Genomic DNA, 15,300 nt, shown 5'->3' on the forward strand with positions numbered 1-15,300 from the left:
GCGGTCGAGGGCGACACCGACGTCGTCCGGACGACCCTCGCCGACCTGCGCACCGCGGTGCCCGGTCTTCCCGCCGCGGCCGTCCTCGGGCCGGTGCCGGTCGACGAGGGCGGCGTCCGCGCCCTCGTCCGCTTCGACTACGCGTCCGGCCGCGCCGTCGCCGAGTCGCTGCGCGCGGCGGTCGTGTCGGCCGCGCTGCACCGCCGCCGCGCCCGGAACGCGCGCACCGCCCGCACTACACTCAAGGTGCGGCTCGACGTGCCCGAGCTCGACCTGTGAGGAGCCCGATGCGCATCGTCTTCGCCGGGACGCCGGAGCCGGCACTGCCGTCGCTGCGTGCGGTCGCGGCATCCGCCCACGACCTGGTCGGCGTCGTCACGCGTACCGACGCGGCACTCGGACGCAAGCGCGTGCTCACGCCGTCGCCGGTCGCCGCCGCGGCCGCCGAGCTGGGCGTGCCCGTCGTCAAGACCGACCGGCTCGACGCCGAGGCCACCGACGCCGTCGCCGCCTGGCGGCCCGACCTCGGCGTGGTCGTCGCGTACGGCGGACTCGTGCGCGAGCCGCTGCTGTCGCTGCCGCGGCATGGCTGGATCAACCTGCACTTCTCGCTGCTGCCGCGCTGGCGCGGGGCCGCGCCCGTGCAGTGGGCGCTCATCGCCGGCGACCGGGTCACCGGTGCGAGCGTCTTCCGGCTCGTGCCCGCTCTCGACGCCGGCGACGTCTACGGCGAGCGCCGCTACGCCGTGCCGCGCGGCGCCACGGCCGGCGAGGTGCTCGCGGCGCTCGCCGACGACGGGGCCGAACTCCTCGCCGAGGTGGTCGACGCGATCGCCGACGGCACCGCCGTCGCGCGCCCGCAGGAGGGCGAGCCGACGCTCGCGCCGAAGCTCGCGATCGCCGACGGCCTGCTGGACTTCGCCGAGCCCGCCGAGCGCGTGCTCGACCGCTTCCGTGGCACGACGCCCGAGCCCGGCGCGCACACCACCGTCGACGGGCAGCGGCTGAAGGTGCTCGCGGCGCTCCGCGGACCGGAGACCGCCCTCGCCCCGGGCGCGCTCGGGCTGGTCGGTCGCGACGTGCTGGTCGGCACCGGCGAGGGCACGATCGTCCTGCGCACCGTGCAGCCCGCGGGCAAGGGACCGATGGCGGCCGCCGACTGGTGGCGGGGCCTGCGCGTGGCCGACCCGCGGGCGGGATCGTGAACCCGGCCCGCCGCGTCGCGTTCGACACGATCCGCGCCGTGCACGACACCGACGCGTACGCGAACCTGCTGCTGCCGCACGAGATCGGCCGCGCCGGGCTCTCGCCCGCCGACGCGGGCCTCGCGACCGAGCTGACCTACGGGACGCTCCGTCGGCAGGGCACGTACGACGCGATCGTCGCGGATGCCGCCGGCCGCGGCGTCGACGCGATCGACCCCCCGGTGCTCGACGCGCTGCGCCTGGGCGCGCACCAGCTGCTGTCCACGCGCGTCGCGCCGCACGCGGCCGTGCACGAGACGGTCGAGCTCGTCCGCCGTGCCGCGGGCGCGAAGGCGACCGGCTTCGCCAACGCCGTCCTCCGCCGCGTCTCCGAGCGCTCGTGGGACGAGTGGCTCGCCCGCGTCGAGCGGAGCGCGCGCTCCGACGACGAGCGGCTCGGACTGCGCCACGCCCACCCGGTGTGGGTCATCCGCGCCTTCCGCCGGGCGCTCGCCGCGGAGGGGCGCGCCGACGAGCTGGAGCAGCTCCTCGCCGCCGACAACGCGTCGCCGTCGGTCACGCTCGCGGCCCTTCCCGGCCTCGCCGAGCCGCCGGCGGATGCCGAGCGCACGCCGTTCTCGCCGATCGGCTTCCGGCTCGGCGGGGGAGCGCCCGACCGCGTCGTCGTGGCGTCGGAGGGGCGCGTGCGCGTGCAGGACGAGGGGTCGCAGCTGGCGGCACTGGCGCTCGCGCGCGCCGTGCCGGTGCGCCCGGGGGAGCGGTGGCTCGACCTGTGCGCGGCGCCGGGCGGCAAGACCGCGGTGCTCGCCGCCGAGGCGCTCGCCGGCGGCGCGCGGCTCGAGGCCAACGAGCTGTCGCCCGTGCGGGCGCGGCTCGTGCGCGACTCGGTCTCCGGCATCCCGCTCGACGTGCCCGTGTCGGAGGAGGACGGTCGCGCGCGCGCCGGTCGCGGACGCTACGACCGCATCCTCGTCGACGCCCCCTGCACGGGGCTCGGCGCGCTCCGGCGGCGGCCCGAGGCGCGGTGGCGCAAGACGCCCGCCGACGTCCCCGAGCTCACCGCGCTGCAGGTCGAGCTGCTCTCCGCCGCGGTCGACGCGCTCGCCCCGGGCGGGATCGTCGCCTACGTGACGTGCTCGCCGCACCTGGCCGAGACCGCGGCGGTCGTCGCCGAGGTCCGGCGCCGCTCGGGCGACCTGCTCGAGGAGCTGGACGCGCGCGAGGTCGTGGCATCCGTCGCCGCATCGGACATCGATCTGCCCGCTCAGGCCGACGGCTCCGGCCGTGCGCAGCTGTGGCCGCACCGCCACGGCACCGACGCGATGTCGATCTCGCTCCTGCGCCGCCGCTGACCTCTGGCGGCATGCCGCCGCGACATCGCCATAATGGGAAGCGTGCCCGTAGACGACGCAGACATCCGCATCAACCCCAGCATCCTCGCCGCCGACTTCGTGAACATGCAGGCCGAGCTCGCCCGCATCGCCGCGGCCGACTTCGTGCACGTCGACGTCATGGACAACCACTTCGTGCCGAACCTCACGTTCGGGCTGCAGATGGTGGAGCGCATCCAGGCGACGAGCCCGGTGCCGCTCGACGTGCACCTGATGATCACCGATCCCGACCGTTGGGCCCCCGCCTATGCCGAGCTCGGCGCCGCGTCGGTGACCTTCCACCTCGAGGCCGCGACCGAGCCGGTCGCCCTGGCCCGGCGCCTGCGCGCGATCGGCGCGCGTGCGGGTGTCGCCGTCAAGCCCGCGACGCCCGTGGAGGGGCTGTTCGACCTGCTCGACGACTTCGACCAGATCCTCGTCATGACCGTCGAGCCGGGGTTCGGCGGCCAGTCGTTCATGCCCGAGACGCTGCCCAAGCTCCGCCGGCTCGCCGACGAGGCCCGCCGGCGCGGCTCCGAGGTGTGGCTGCAGGTCGACGGCGGCATCGCGCCGGGCACGATCGAGCTGGCCGCCGAGGCCGGCGCCGACACGTTCGTGGCGGGCTCGGCCGTGTTCGGCGCGGGCGACCCGGATGCCGCGATCGTCGCCCTCCGGCACGCCGCGGCGACGCACAGCCACTGACGCGTGCCCGGCGCGGCGGCATCCGCCCCTCGGCTCTGTCCGCGCGTCCGTCCGGCCGCCCGCGATATCCGTCCGGCTATCCGCGACGTCCGTCCGGCCGCCCGCGGCACGCCGGGGTCGATGCCACCCACTACCCTGGAGGGGTGAAGACGTTCGACGGGCTCTTCGCGGAGCTGACCGCGATCGCCGCCGCGCGCCCGGAAGGCTCCGGGACCGTGGCCCAGCTCGACCGGGGCGTCCACGCGATCGGGAAGAAGATCGTGGAGGAGGCCGCCGAGGTGTGGATGGCGGCGGAGTACGAGTCCGACGAGGCCGCCGCCGAAGAGATCTCGCAGCTGCTCTACCACCTGCAGGTGCTCATGGTCGCCAAGGGCCTCACCCCGGAGGACGTCTACCGACATCTGTGAGCGTCGTCCCCTCCGACCGCTCCGACACCGAAAGACCCCCATGCTGCGTATCGCTGTGCCCAACAAGGGAACGCTCGCCGAGACCTCCGCAGACCTCCTCGCCGAAGCCGGCTACACCGGCCGCCGCGACCCGAAGGATCTGCACGTCATCGACCCCGTCAACGAGGTCGAGTTCTTCTACCTCCGGCCCAAGGACATCGCCACCTATGTCGGCTCCGGCGCGCTCGACGTCGGCGTCACCGGGCGCGACCTGCTGCTCGACGCCCGGATGCCGGGGGCCCGCGAGATCGCGGCGCTCGGGTTCGCGCGCTCGACCTTCCGCTTCGCCGCGCCCACCGGGCAGTTCGCCGACGTGACGGACCTCGAGGGCCGTCGCGTCGCGACGTCGTACCCCGGCCTCGTCGACGCGTTCCTCGACCGGCACGGCGTGGCCGTCGACCTGGTGCCGCTCGACGGCGCCGTGGAGTCGGCGGTGCGGCTCGGCGTCGCCGACGCGGTCGCCGACGTCGTGGAGACCGGCACGACCCTCCGCCAGGCGGGTCTGGAGGTGTTCGGCCCCCCGATCCTCGAGTCCGAGGCCGTCCTGATCGGCGCGCCGCTCGAGGCCGAGGGCACCGAGACGCTGCTGCGGCGACTGCGCGGGGTGCTCGTCGCGCGCCGGTACGTGCTCATCGACTACGACCTGCCGGCGCACCTCGTCGACGCGGCCGTCGCGATCGCGCCCGGCATCGAGTCGCCGACGGTGTCGCCGCTGCGCGACCCGGAGTGGGTGGCCGTGCGCGTGATGACGCCGCGCTCGAGTGTCAACCAGGTGATGGACGCCCTGTACGCGATCGGCGCGCGGGCGATCCTCGTCTCCGCGATCCACAACGCGAGGCTCTGACATGAGCCTCGCGTGCCGCGTCATCCCCTGCCTCGACGTCGCCGACGGGCGCGTCGTCAAGGGCGTGAACTTCGAGAACCTGCGCGAGATGGGCGACCCCGTCGAGCTCGCGCAGCGCTACTACGCGCAGGGCGCCGACGAGCTCACCTTCCTCGACGTCACCGCGACGGTCGACGACCGCGCCACCACCTACGACGTCGTGCGGCGCACCGCCGAGCAGGTGTTCATCCCGCTCACCGTCGGCGGGGGAGTGCGCACCGTCGACGACGTCGCGCGCCTGCTCTCGGTCGGCGCCGACAAGGTCGGCGTGAACTCCGCGGCGATCGCGCGGCCCGGCCTCGTCGACGAGATCGCCGACCGCTTCGGCGCCCAGGTGCTCGTCCTCTCGCTCGACGTCAAGCGCGCTCCCGGCACGCCGTCGGGCTTCGTGGTCACGACGCACGGCGGCCGCACCGCCACCGACCTCGACGCGCTCGAGTGGGCCCGCGAGGCGATCGAGCGCGGCGCGGGCGAGCTGCTGGTCAACTCGATCGACGCCGACGGCACGAAGGAGGGCTTCGACCTCGAGCTCGTCGGGCTCATGCGCGAGCTCTCCAGCGTGCCGGTGATCGCCTCCGGCGGCGCCGGCGAGGCCCGCGACTTCGCCCCGGCGATCCGGGCCGGCGCCGACGCGGTGCTCGCGGCATCCGTCTTCCACACCGGCCACCTCACGATCGGCGAGGTCAAGGACGCGCTGGCGGCGGACGGCATCGAGGTGCGCCGATGAGCGCCGCGGAGGGCGTCGACGAGCGCATCGCGCGCGTCGCGTTCAACGCCGACGGCCTGGTCGCGGCGATCGTGCAGCAGCACGACACGCTCGAGGTGCTCATGCTCGGGTGGATGGATGCCGAGGCGCTCCGGCGCACGCTCACGACCGGCCGCGTGACGTTCTGGTCGCGCTCCCGTCAGGAGTACTGGCGCAAGGGCGACACGTCCGGGCACATCCAGCTCGTGCGCGGCGCGCGCCTGGACTGCGACGGCGACGCCATCCTGCTGTCCGTGGAGCAGATCGGCCCCGCCTGCCACACCGGCACGCGCACGTGCTTCGACGCCGACGACCTCGATCCCGTGGTCGGTCCCGCGGCCGACGCGCTCCCGCCCGCCGAGCGCGCCTAGCGGGACGCGCCGAGTCGACGGGAGCCGCGTGCGCACCTCCATCGACCTGGCGTATCCGTTCACGGGCGACTGGCTCGTGCAGAACAGCCCCGCCGACCGCGTGCCCAGCCACGGCACGCGCCTGTTCGCCACGTCGTACGCCATCGACTTCGTGCCGGTCGACGACACCGGCCGCAGCGCGCGGATGACGCTCGGCGCGCTGGTGCGTCCGCAGGCGCCCGGAGCGTTCCCCGGGTTCGGGCGTGCCGTCCTGGCTCCGGTCGCCGGTGTCGTGCTGTCGGCGCACGACGGCGAGCCCGACCACGCCGCCCACCGCGGTCTGCCGTCGATCCGCTACGCCCTGACGCAGCGACAGCGGGTCGCCGCGGGCTGGGCGGCCCTCGCCGGCAACCACGTCCTGCTCTCGTGTGGTGACGTGGTCGCCGCGCTCTGTCACCTGCAGCAGGGCAGCATCCGGGTCGAAGCGGGTCAGGCGGTGCAGGTCGGCGATGTGCTCGGCCGTTGCGGCAACTCCGGCAACAGCACCGAGCCCCACGTGCACGTCCAGGCGATGGATGGCCCCGACCCCACCCGCGCGCGGCCCGTGGCCATCACGTTCCAGGGCTCGCTGCCCGCGAACGGTCAGGTCGTCCGCGCCACGCCTCGGTGACGTTCGCCCCTTTTGCCGTCGGTGATGGTTCGCCCCTCGCCATCGGCCGATGGCCGAGAGCTCGCGCGGCCCGACCGATCCCGCGCGGTCCTACGCGGCCGCGAATCGACGGGGCGATTTCGTGCTGAGCCGCGTCGGCTCGCCGGTCTCTCCAGTCAGCGGGTGCGCCGGCGGGTGGAGCCAGTACGTGTCGACGCCGGTCGCGGCGTCTCGCACGCGAACGATGCGCCAGCCCTGGTTGTGCAATCGCATATGGCAGTTCCGGCATAACGGCACGCCGTCGTCGACGTCGGTCTTGCCGTGATGCTCCCACCAGTGGTCGATGTGATGCACCTCGCACTCGGACGGGGGAGCGATGCACGACGGCCAGACGCAGCCGCCGTCGCGGATGCCGATCGCGATCCGTTGCTTGGCTGTGAACAGGCGTGCCTCCCGACCCAGGTCGAGCGGACGTCCATGCGTGTCATGGTGGATGGGGATCGAGCCGGCGTCGCAGAGGAACTTCTCGATCACCCCGCCCGGGAGGGCCTGTCCGGCGTCCTCCAGGTGCCCGATTCCGGTGACACGCATCCCACCCTTCTCTCTGGGCCGTGAGATCGCGGACTGCTCAACGACGATGCGGACGCCCGGCTGCCGGTCACCGAACGCCTGGGCGGGGTCGGCCGCGGCGCCGGTGCGGAGCACCGCGATGAGCGTGTCGTAGGCGAGCTGCTCGTTCGACCGGGGGTCGGCCTCCGCCTCGGCGGTCTTCTCCGCGGCGTCGGCGCCGACGAAGCGCGGTCCGCGGCGGGGCCGCAGCGCCGCCTGCAGGATGGAGTGCACCCACGCGGCGGCTTCGTCGTCGAAGTCGATGCGGCCGTGCTCCTGTCCGGTCTCGTCGGTCCACGTACGGAAGGCCCGCCTGGCGTAGCGTTCCTCGAAGCGAAGCCTCACCCCGACCGGGTCGAGCCGGTCGCGCGCGATGCGTGCCGCGGCCCGGAGCTCTTCCACCGGCGTCGTGCCCGCCTCACCCAGAAGCTGATCGACGGCAACCGCCCACGCACGAGGGAGGAACTCAGGGTCGAGGTCGGGATACCTGTCCGTCGGCGGCTCGCCGAGACCGGTGCGGATCGCATGGAACTGCGCCGACCCGACCCGGCCCGCCGCGAGAGCGTCCCGCAACAGCTGCAACCACGACGGCGTCGCCGCCGCCGGCCGCGACGCGTCCGTGGATACGGGAACGGTCGGGATGCCGAGCTCCTCGCCGGTCCTGACCGCGCGGGCGACATCGGCGCGCGACTCACCGGTGATGTTCTGCACCAGCGACATCGCGTTGCGATGCCCCTTCCGCTGGGCGAGTCCCGAGTATCCGAGCTCGCGCGCGGAGCGCCTGGCCACCTCTGCCGAGACCGGTCCCGCCACGAGATCCAACGCTCTCTGCGCTTCCGCCGTGCCAGCGAGCAGGTCGAGAAGCGCATCGTCGCCGAGGGCGGACAGCGCGACCGCCAGTTCGCGGTCGTCCACGACCTGCGCGATCCGCTCTGCCGCGGCCACGAGACGCGTGGCCGGGGGAGCAGTGGCGGTCGAGCTCTTCATAGAACAAAGCTACGATGGACCTCCGACATTCACGCCCCAGAATCCGCACCTCGATCCTGCTCCAAGATCGCGAACGCATGACGACCTCGATGCGGCGCTGTCGGACGACGCGATGCGGTCAGGGCACCAGGATGGGGCCCGTCGCGGTGGGGTCGGGGGCGGGTCGCTTCCGCCCGACGAACAGCAGGCAGGATGCTGCGGCGAGGATGACCGAGATCGTGGTGACGAGTCCCAGCGGAAGGATGCTGAGGGATCCGGCGATGCCGACGAGCGGTGCGGCGAGGCCGCCGAGGCCGAAGCGGACCGCGCCGAGGACCGACCCGGCCGTGCCGGCCATCTGCGGGTACTCCGCGAGAGCGAGTGTGGTCGCTGGTGGCGAGGTGAACAGCACTCCGGACGCGAGGAAGAACAGCGCGGCGATGACGACCCACACGGGGACGTGCACGAGCCCGGCGAGCAGGAGGCCGAGCGCCCCGATCCCGCCGAGGACGATGCCGATGGCGAGCGAGCCGGTCAGGCTCCATCGTTCGGCGAGGCGGGCGCCGAGCCAGCCGGCGATGACGCCGCCGACGTTGTTGAGCGCGAAGGATGCCGCGTACCACTGCGGGGAGAGCCCGTAGATGTCCTGCAGCACGTAGGTGGAGCCGGCGAGATACGCGAAGACGGCGGCGTACATGAACCCCTGGTTCAGGATCGCACCGACGAACACGCGGTCGCCGGCGAGGGTGCGGAAGTCGCGCATCGTCTGCCCGAGCCCGCCGCTGGTGCGCTGGTCGACGGGGAGGGTCTCGCGGAAGATCACGAGCACGGCGACGAGGATGACGAGGCCGAGGATCGCGAGGAAGACGAACAGGCCGCGCCAGTCGACGAAGGTGTTCAGGAACCCGCCGAGCATGGGGCCGACGATCGCGGCCATAGACCCGGTGACGGTGAGTCGGCCGTAGAAGCGGATCAGTTCCTTGCCGTCGAACACGTCCCGGCCGGCGGCCTGGGCGATGACGATGCCGACGCCGCCCGCGAGGCCCTGGACGAAGCGGACGGCGATGAGGATCTCGATGCTCGGGCTGATCGCGCACAGCACGGACGTGGCGATGTAGGCGATCACGCCGATGAGCAGGATGCGACGCCGGCCGAACTGGTCCGAGATCGGGCCCGAGACCAGCTGTCCCACGGCGAGGCCGATCAGGCATGCGGTCACGGTGAGCTGCGCGACCGAGGTGTGCGCACCGAGCTCGACGGTCAGCGCAGGTAGGGCGGGCAGGTAGAGGTCCATCGAGATGGGACCGAAGGTGGTCAGCAGGAGCAGCAGCCACGGTAGCAGCCGCACCGCGGCGCTCCGGCGAGGCGAGGAATCGAGGGTCATGAGTGGTGTCCGTCTCAGTTCGCGGTGAAGGTAATGGTTGCTCGTCTCGCGTGTGCGCTCGTTCAGACGTGCTCGGGGTCCCAGCCCAGGTAGCGGCCCGTGTTCAGGGCGTCGATGATCGCGAGATCCTCCGGGCCGAGCTCAAAGCCGGTCACGGCCAAGTTCTCGACGATGCGAGACGGTGTGACCGTCTTGGGGATCGCGATGCGCCCCTGTTGCACATGCCAGCGGAGGATCACCTGCGCCGCTGTCACGCCGTGCTTCCCGGCGATGCGCCCGATCGCGACGTCGCGGGGGCCGGAGCCCATGCCCAGCGGCGAGTATGCCTCCGTGGCGATCCCGTGCTGCATGGCGAAGGCTTGCAGCTCGCGCTGCTGGTAGCCGGGGTGGTACTCGATCTGGTTCACGACCGGAACCGTGCCGCTCAGGTCGAGAAGCTCTCGGAGGTACTTCTCGGTGAAGTTCGACACGCCGATCGACCGCACCAGACCTTCCGCGCGGGCCTGCACCATCGCCTTCCAGGCATCGAAACGCCGACGGTGACGAGGCACGGGCCAATGGATCAGGTACAGGTCGACGTAGTCCAGACCGAGCGCGTCGAGGCTTTCCTCGAGCGCCGCGCGGGTCCGGCCCATGTCGGACGTGTCGAGCTTCGTCGTGACGAACAGCTCGCCGCGCGGGATGCCGGATTCGCGGATCGCTCGCCCCACACCTCGCTCGTTGCCGTACGCGGCCGCCGTGTCGATGTGGCGGTAGCCGGCATCCAGCGCTGCGGCCACGACGGGGACGGTCTCGCCGCCGGTGACCTGCCAGACTCCGAGTCCCAGCTGCGGGATCCGGTTGCCGTCGCTGAGCTCCAGAACGGGAATGGGCAAGAGTCGACCTCCTCAGACGGTGGATGCCGCGGCACGCTCTGCGCCGCTGCATCCAGCATCCGTCGACCGGCCTGCAGGGTGAGAGGACCTGTCAGTCACCCCCGGTACGGGCGATCACCGGTCGGCGTCGGGACGCCCTGCGTCGTGGCTCGCGGCCCACGAGGCGAGCAGCACCAGCTTCTCGGCCGAGGCGCTGCCGGGCTCGGCGGTGTAGGCGAGGATATGCAGGCCGGGCTCTCCGGGGGCTTCGAGGTTGTCGAACTGCAGTGAGAGCTCGCCGACGGCGGGATGCCGGTAGCCCTTGGTGCCGGTGCGGTGCTCGTGGACGTCATTGTCGGCCCAGTCGCGGCGGAACTGCGGGCTGCGGGTGGAGAGCTCGCCGATGAGCGCCGTGAGCTCCTCGTTCAGCGGGTCGCGTCCGACCTCGAGGCGGAGGGTCGCGGCGGTCATGCTGCACACCAGCGGCCAGTCCTGGTAGAACTCCGGCGCCCGGGAGTCGAGGAACGTGAACCGGGCCATGTTCGGCCGTCCGGACTCGTGCAGCGGCGAGAACAGCGCCCGTCCGAGGGCGTTGGCCGCGACGATCTCCTGGGTGACGTCATAGATCACCGCGGGACCGGTGAACGAGTCCAGCATCCGCTGCAGCGTGGGACGCACGGTCTTCGCAGGCGCTTGCCGTTCCCGCGGCGAGACCGGTCGGGCGAGCGCGAACAGGTGCTCACGCTCGACGTCGGTCAGCAGCAGCGCGCGAGCGAGGGCGCTCAGCACGCTGTCGGAGGCGCCCTGGATGTTCCCGCGCTCCATTCGCGTGTAGTAGTCCACGGTCACGCCCGCGAGCTGCGCGACCTCCTCGCGACGCAGGCCGGGGACGCGACGCTCGTCGCCGAGATCCGGCAGCCCGACCTGTGCGAGGGTCACGTTCGCCCGGCGGGATGTGAGGAAGTCGCGGATCTCGTCCTTCGTTCTCATAGCGCCATTCTCCCCGCTCGCAGTCGTCAGGGACCGGGTCAGTCCTTGGCCCAGTAGACCGGGAACTCACTCGACTCGCCGTAGTCCGTGACCCGCTCCACGCCCTTGAGCGCGTCCATATCGGAGTCGGAGATGACGAAGTCGACCTCGGCGTTGGAGCGCATGTGATCGGGGTTCGCGGTCTTCGGCAGCGACACCGCCCCGAGCTGGAGGGTATAGCGGATGCAGAGCTGCGGCACCGTCATGCCGTACTTCTCGGCCATCGCGATCACCGCCGGATTGCGGAGGATCTCGCCGTGTCCCATCGGCGAGTACGCCTCGACGAGGATGTCGTGCTCGCGACAGTATTCGATGGTCTCGAACGGGGTGTTCCCGACGTGTGCGAGCACCTGGTCGACCACGGGCTTCACCGTGCCATTGTCCAGGAGGTTCTGCAGGTCCGCCGAGTCGAAGTTGGACACCCCGATCGACCGGATCAGCCCCGCCGCGTGCGCTTCCTCGAGTGCGCGCCAGGCCTCCAGGTTGCCCTCGAAGAAGCGGTCGTCGCTGTGGAACACGGCCCACGGCTGCGGGCTGTGGATGATCATCAGGTCGATGTACTCGATGTCCAACAAGTCGAATGACTGCTGAATCGCGGCCTTCGCCTCGTCATAGGTCTTGAAGTCGGCCTGCAGCTTCGTCGTGACGAACAGCTCCTCACGGGCCACGCCGGATGTGCGCACGCCCTCGCCCACGCCGCGCTCGTTGTGGTAACCCTCGGCTGTGTCGATGTGGCGGTATCCGATCGCCACGGCGTCGCGGATCGCCTGAGCGACGACGTCGTCCTCGATCATCCAGGTGCCGAGCCCGAGCTTCGGGATCGTGCGTCCATCGGACAGCGTGTAGGTCTCGTCGAGGATGCTCATGCTCTTCCTTTCGCTTACGAATCGCCACCGGAACGGCAGGACGCCGGTCGTACGGCCGTGGCCCCATTCCACTGCGACGGCGGCACGGATTGGGAGTGCCTGGCAGTTCCCCCCGGGTGATCGCCCAGCAGCCCATCGGGCCGACGGCGAAGAGATCGCCTTCAGGAGATCATCGAACGTCCATCGCTGCGGCGCCCCGGTCACGGCGCACCGCCCGACGCGATCATGCCGGCAGAGGGCGAGGAGTGGCCATCGTCGGCAGAGCCCTCGGCGGCGCGTTCGTCGGCGGGCGGCCGTCGCGATACATGATCGAGCTCGTGCCGGTTCCGGAGACGGCCGCACTCGTGCCGGTCCGCGGTGTGCGATCGTCTGGAGCAGAGCAGGATGAGCCCCCGTCGCCCATGACAGAGTCGCATGCCGGCCCGCCGCCGGAGCGGCGTACGCGCTCGCTCGCCGGCTGGCTCGTCGAGGTCGACGAGCAGCACGGGTGACCGACGCGTCGCCGGTGAGCGGCATCCCTGCCCGAACTTCGGAGAACCCGACGAACTTCGCAGGATTTCGGCGCGATCCTGCGAAGTTCGCGCGATCCTGCGAAGTTCGTCGGGCCGCCGTCGCGCGGATCGGCGGCGCCGGTGGTGCAGGCTACGCTCGTAGGGCCGTCTCCCCGCTCCGTTCTCCACCCGGACACGCCCATGACTCACCGCACCCGCACGCTCGCCGTCCTCGCGATCGTGCTCGGCGGCGCCATCGGGATCGTCTCGTCCACCCAGCCATGGCTGCAGGTGACGCTCGCCGGCGGCGGGCATCCGGTCCTGCCGGTGCCGGGCGCATCGGCCGTGGCGGTGCTCGCGCCGCTCAGCCTCGCCGCGCTCGCGCTGGGGCTCGCGCTCTCGATCGTGGGCGTGGCGCTCCGCTACGCGTTCGCCCTGCTCGCACTCGCGATCGGCGGTGCGCTGAGCATCGCCGCGGCGCGCATCGCCACGCAGCATCCGCTCGACGCCGTCGCCGCGACCGTGACCGAGGCGACCGGCCTGAGCGGCGCCGCCGCGATCGAGGACCTCGTCAGCACCGTCGCGGGCACGGCCTGGCCGTGGCTCGCGCTCGTCGGCGGGGCGCTCGTGGTGGCCGGGGGCGTCGTGACCCTCGTGACGGCGCGATCGTGGCGGACCGCCTCGGGCCGCTACCGGGCGACGCCGGCGGCCGAGTCGGCCGGTCCGGCGGGACCGCGCCCCCACGACGCCGTCACCCACGACGCGATCGAGTCGTGGGACGGGCTGTCGCGGGGCGACGACCCGACCGCGTGAATCGGATGCCGTGCCGAGGCGTCCGCCCCCGCTACACTGGAGCGGCGGCCCCGCGCCGCGACGCATGCGAAGGAGAACCATGAGCGATTCCATCGGCGACCCCGGTCACGGACACTCCCCGGCCGCCTGGACGGCGGTCATCATCATGCTCGTCGCGTTCGTGCTCGGGACTCTGTTCTACTGGCTCGACCTGCCGCACCTCGTGTGGGCGTCGGTCGGTCTCCTCGTCGTCGGCGCGATCGTCGGCTGGTCCATGGCCAAGGCCGGCTACGGCGTCAAGGGACCCAAGTACACGCCGAAAGCGCACTGACGTGCTCGCCGACCTCACGGCCGGCGCGGTGGAGGATGCCCAGGAGCGCGCGTTCGCGCGCCCGCTCGCGGCCGTGGAGCGGCTCGCCCTCGACCAGGCGCCCGCACGCGACGCCCTCGCGTTGCTCGCACCCGCCGCGCACGTCAAGATCATCGCCGAGGTGAAGCGCGCGAGCCCCTCGCGCGGCGACCTCGCCGCGATCCCCGACCCGGCCCGGCAGGCCCGCCTGTACGAGGAGGGCGGCGCGTCGGCGATCTCGGTCCTCACCGAGGGCCGCCGGTTCAAGGGCAGCCTCGCCGACCTCGAGGCGGTCAAGGCCGCCGTCGAGCTCCCCGTGCTGCGCAAGGACTTCATCGCCACGCCCTACCAGGTGCTCGAGGCGCGCGCCGCCGGCGCCGACCTCGTGCTGCTGATCGTCGCGGCGCTCGAGCAGGCCCGCCTCGCGGAGCTGCACGAGCTCGTCCTCGAGCTCGGCATGAGTCCTCTGGTCGAGACGCACTCGCTCGACGAGGTGCACCGCGCCGCCGACGTGGGCGCGCGCCTGATCGGCGTGAACGCGCGGAACCTCTCCACGTTCGAGCTCGACCGCGACCTCTTCGGCGAGCTGGCCGAGCACATCCCGTCCGACGCGGTGAAGATCGCGGAGTCGGCCGTCCTCCGGCCCGCCGACGTCGCGCACTACCGCGCCGCGGGCGCCGACGTCGTGCTGGTCGGCGAGGCGCTCGTCACCGGCGATCCGGTGGCCGCGCTGCAGGCGTTCCTCGCCGCCGGCGGGCACGAGGCGGGAGTGACGCGATGAGCAGCCTGCGCGAGGCGTCCGGCCCCTTCTTCGGCGAGTTCGGCGGGCGCTACATGCCCGAGTCGCTCATCGCCGCGATCGACGAGCTGACCGCCGAGTACGACGCCGCGAAGGCCGACCCGGCCTTCCAGGCCGAGTTCGTGCGTCTGCTGCACTCCTACGCGGGGCGCCCGTCGCCGCTCACCGAGGTGGCGCGGTTCGCCGAGCACGCCGGCGGTGCGCGCGTGTTCCTCAAGCGCGAGGACCTCAACCACACCGGGTCGCACAAGATCAACAACGTGCTCGGCCAGGCCCTGCTGACCCAGCGGCTCGGCAAGACGCGCGTGATCGCCGAGACCGGCGCGGGCCAGCACGGCGTCGCCACGGCGACGGCCGCGGCCCTCTTCGGCTTCGACTGCACGATCTACATGGGCGAGGTCGACACCGAGCGCCAGGCGCTCAACGTCGCCCGCATGCGGCTCCTGGGTGCCGAGGTGATCCCGGTCACCACCGGATCGCGCACGCTCAAGGACGCCATCAACGACGCGTACCGCGACTGGGTGGCATCCGTCGAGACGACGAACTACATCTTCGGCACCGCCGCCGGCCCGCACCCGTTCCCCGCGATGGTGCGCGACTTCCAGAAGGTCATCTCCGAGGAGGCGCGCGCGCAGCTGCTGGAGGAGACCGGGCGCCTGCCCGACGCGGTCGTCGCGTGCGTGGGCGGCGGATCGAACGCGATCGGCATGTTCGACGCGTTCCTCGACGACGAGGGCGTCGCCCTCTACGGCGTCGAGGCCGCCGGCGACGGCGTCGACACCGAGCGGCACGCCGCCTCGATCGAGCGCGG

The 15,300-nt window shown here is 72.5% G+C and carries 17 protein-coding genes and 1 pseudogene; 13 read left to right on the forward strand and 5 right to left on the reverse strand.

The features are described 5' to 3' along the window. The 9 genes and pseudogenes from WML84_RS06360 to WML84_RS06400 form a co-directional block, all read left to right on the forward strand. A pseudogene (locus WML84_RS06360) lies at positions 1-279 on the forward strand (primosomal protein N'); the annotation flags it as partial. A gap of 8 nt (positions 280-287) precedes the next feature. Beyond that, on the forward strand, positions 288-1,205 hold the full coding sequence (gene fmt / locus WML84_RS06365; RefSeq protein ID WP_347345303.1) for a methionyl-tRNA formyltransferase: 918 nt from the start codon (positions 288-290) through the stop codon (positions 1,203-1,205). Then, a complete protein-coding gene (locus WML84_RS06370; protein ID WP_347345304.1) occupies positions 1,202-2,557 on the forward strand; it encodes a transcription antitermination factor NusB in 1,356 nt (451 codons plus the stop codon). Before fmt ends, WML84_RS06370 begins: the two co-directional genes overlap by 4 nt. A 42-nt stretch (positions 2,558-2,599) precedes the next feature. Next, positions 2,600-3,277, forward strand: coding sequence for a ribulose-phosphate 3-epimerase (rpe, locus tag WML84_RS06375; protein ID WP_347345305.1), 678 nt, complete (start codon positions 2,600-2,602; stop codon positions 3,275-3,277). A 143-nt stretch (positions 3,278-3,420) separates the two neighbouring features. Beyond that, the gene (locus tag WML84_RS06380) at positions 3,421-3,684 is read left to right on the forward strand and encodes a phosphoribosyl-ATP diphosphatase (protein ID WP_347345306.1); all 264 of its coding nucleotides are present in this window, start codon (positions 3,421-3,423) and stop codon (positions 3,682-3,684) included. Between the two features lie 40 nt (positions 3,685-3,724). After that, a complete protein-coding gene (hisG, locus tag WML84_RS06385; RefSeq protein WP_347345307.1) occupies positions 3,725-4,567 on the forward strand; it encodes an ATP phosphoribosyltransferase in 843 nt (280 codons plus the stop codon). Position 4,568: 1 nt separating this feature from the next. Then, a complete protein-coding gene (gene hisF, locus WML84_RS06390; protein WP_347345308.1) occupies positions 4,569-5,333 on the forward strand; it encodes an imidazole glycerol phosphate synthase subunit HisF in 765 nt (254 codons plus the stop codon). Continuing rightward, the gene (gene hisI / locus WML84_RS06395) at positions 5,330-5,722 is read left to right on the forward strand and encodes a phosphoribosyl-AMP cyclohydrolase (RefSeq protein ID WP_347345309.1); all 393 of its coding nucleotides are present in this window, start codon (positions 5,330-5,332) and stop codon (positions 5,720-5,722) included. Before hisF ends, hisI begins: the two co-directional genes overlap by 4 nt. Before the next feature lie 28 nt (positions 5,723-5,750). Continuing rightward, on the forward strand, positions 5,751-6,371 hold the full coding sequence (locus WML84_RS06400) for a M23 family metallopeptidase (RefSeq protein ID WP_347345310.1): 621 nt from the start codon (positions 5,751-5,753) through the stop codon (positions 6,369-6,371). 90 nt (positions 6,372-6,461) lie between these two features. Here the strand turns inward: WML84_RS06400 and WML84_RS06405 are convergent, their stop codons facing one another. From WML84_RS06405 to WML84_RS06425, 5 genes are all read right to left on the reverse strand, one after another. Further along, positions 6,462-7,946 (reverse strand): HNH endonuclease, encoded by a 1,485-nt coding sequence (locus tag WML84_RS06405; protein WP_347345311.1) that lies wholly within the window; start codon positions 7,944-7,946, stop codon positions 6,462-6,464. 118 nt (positions 7,947-8,064) lie between these two features. Then, a complete protein-coding gene (locus tag WML84_RS06410; protein WP_347345312.1) occupies positions 8,065-9,309 on the reverse strand; it encodes a multidrug effflux MFS transporter in 1,245 nt (414 codons plus the stop codon). A 62-nt stretch (positions 9,310-9,371) separates the two neighbouring features. Beyond that, positions 9,372-10,184, reverse strand: coding sequence for an aldo/keto reductase (locus tag WML84_RS06415; protein WP_347345313.1), 813 nt, complete (start codon positions 10,182-10,184; stop codon positions 9,372-9,374). Between the two features lie 114 nt (positions 10,185-10,298). Then, positions 10,299-11,153, reverse strand: coding sequence for a helix-turn-helix transcriptional regulator (locus WML84_RS06420; RefSeq protein ID WP_347345314.1), 855 nt, complete (start codon positions 11,151-11,153; stop codon positions 10,299-10,301). Between the two features lie 38 nt (positions 11,154-11,191). Further along, positions 11,192-12,262 carry an aldo/keto reductase gene (locus tag WML84_RS06425; RefSeq protein ID WP_347345315.1) on the reverse strand — a complete coding sequence of 357 codons (1,071 nt, stop codon included), beginning with the start codon at positions 12,260-12,262 and terminating at the stop codon, positions 11,192-11,194. A 488-nt stretch (positions 12,263-12,750) separates the two neighbouring features. Between WML84_RS06425 and WML84_RS06430 the strand changes: the two genes are divergently transcribed. The 4 genes from WML84_RS06430 to trpB all read left to right on the forward strand — a co-directional run. Further along, positions 12,751-13,362: a Trp biosynthesis-associated membrane protein gene (locus WML84_RS06430; RefSeq protein WP_347345316.1), complete on the forward strand. Its 612-nt coding sequence runs from the start codon at positions 12,751-12,753 to the stop codon at positions 13,360-13,362. A gap of 79 nt (positions 13,363-13,441) precedes the next feature. Beyond that, positions 13,442-13,672: a DUF6704 family protein gene (locus WML84_RS06435; protein WP_347345317.1), complete on the forward strand. Its 231-nt coding sequence runs from the start codon at positions 13,442-13,444 to the stop codon at positions 13,670-13,672. A gap of 1 nt (position 13,673) precedes the next feature. Then, positions 13,674-14,471: an indole-3-glycerol phosphate synthase TrpC gene (trpC, locus tag WML84_RS06440; protein ID WP_347345318.1), complete on the forward strand. Its 798-nt coding sequence runs from the start codon at positions 13,674-13,676 to the stop codon at positions 14,469-14,471. Next, the coding region (gene trpB / locus WML84_RS06445) for a tryptophan synthase subunit beta (RefSeq protein ID WP_347345319.1) at positions 14,468-15,300 on the forward strand (833 nt) is incomplete at its 3' end. The genes trpC and trpB, both read left to right, overlap by 4 nt.

The organism is Microbacterium sp. (genome assembly GCF_039812165.1).
Taxonomy (GTDB): Bacteria; Actinomycetota; Actinomycetes; order Actinomycetales; family Microbacteriaceae; genus Microbacterium.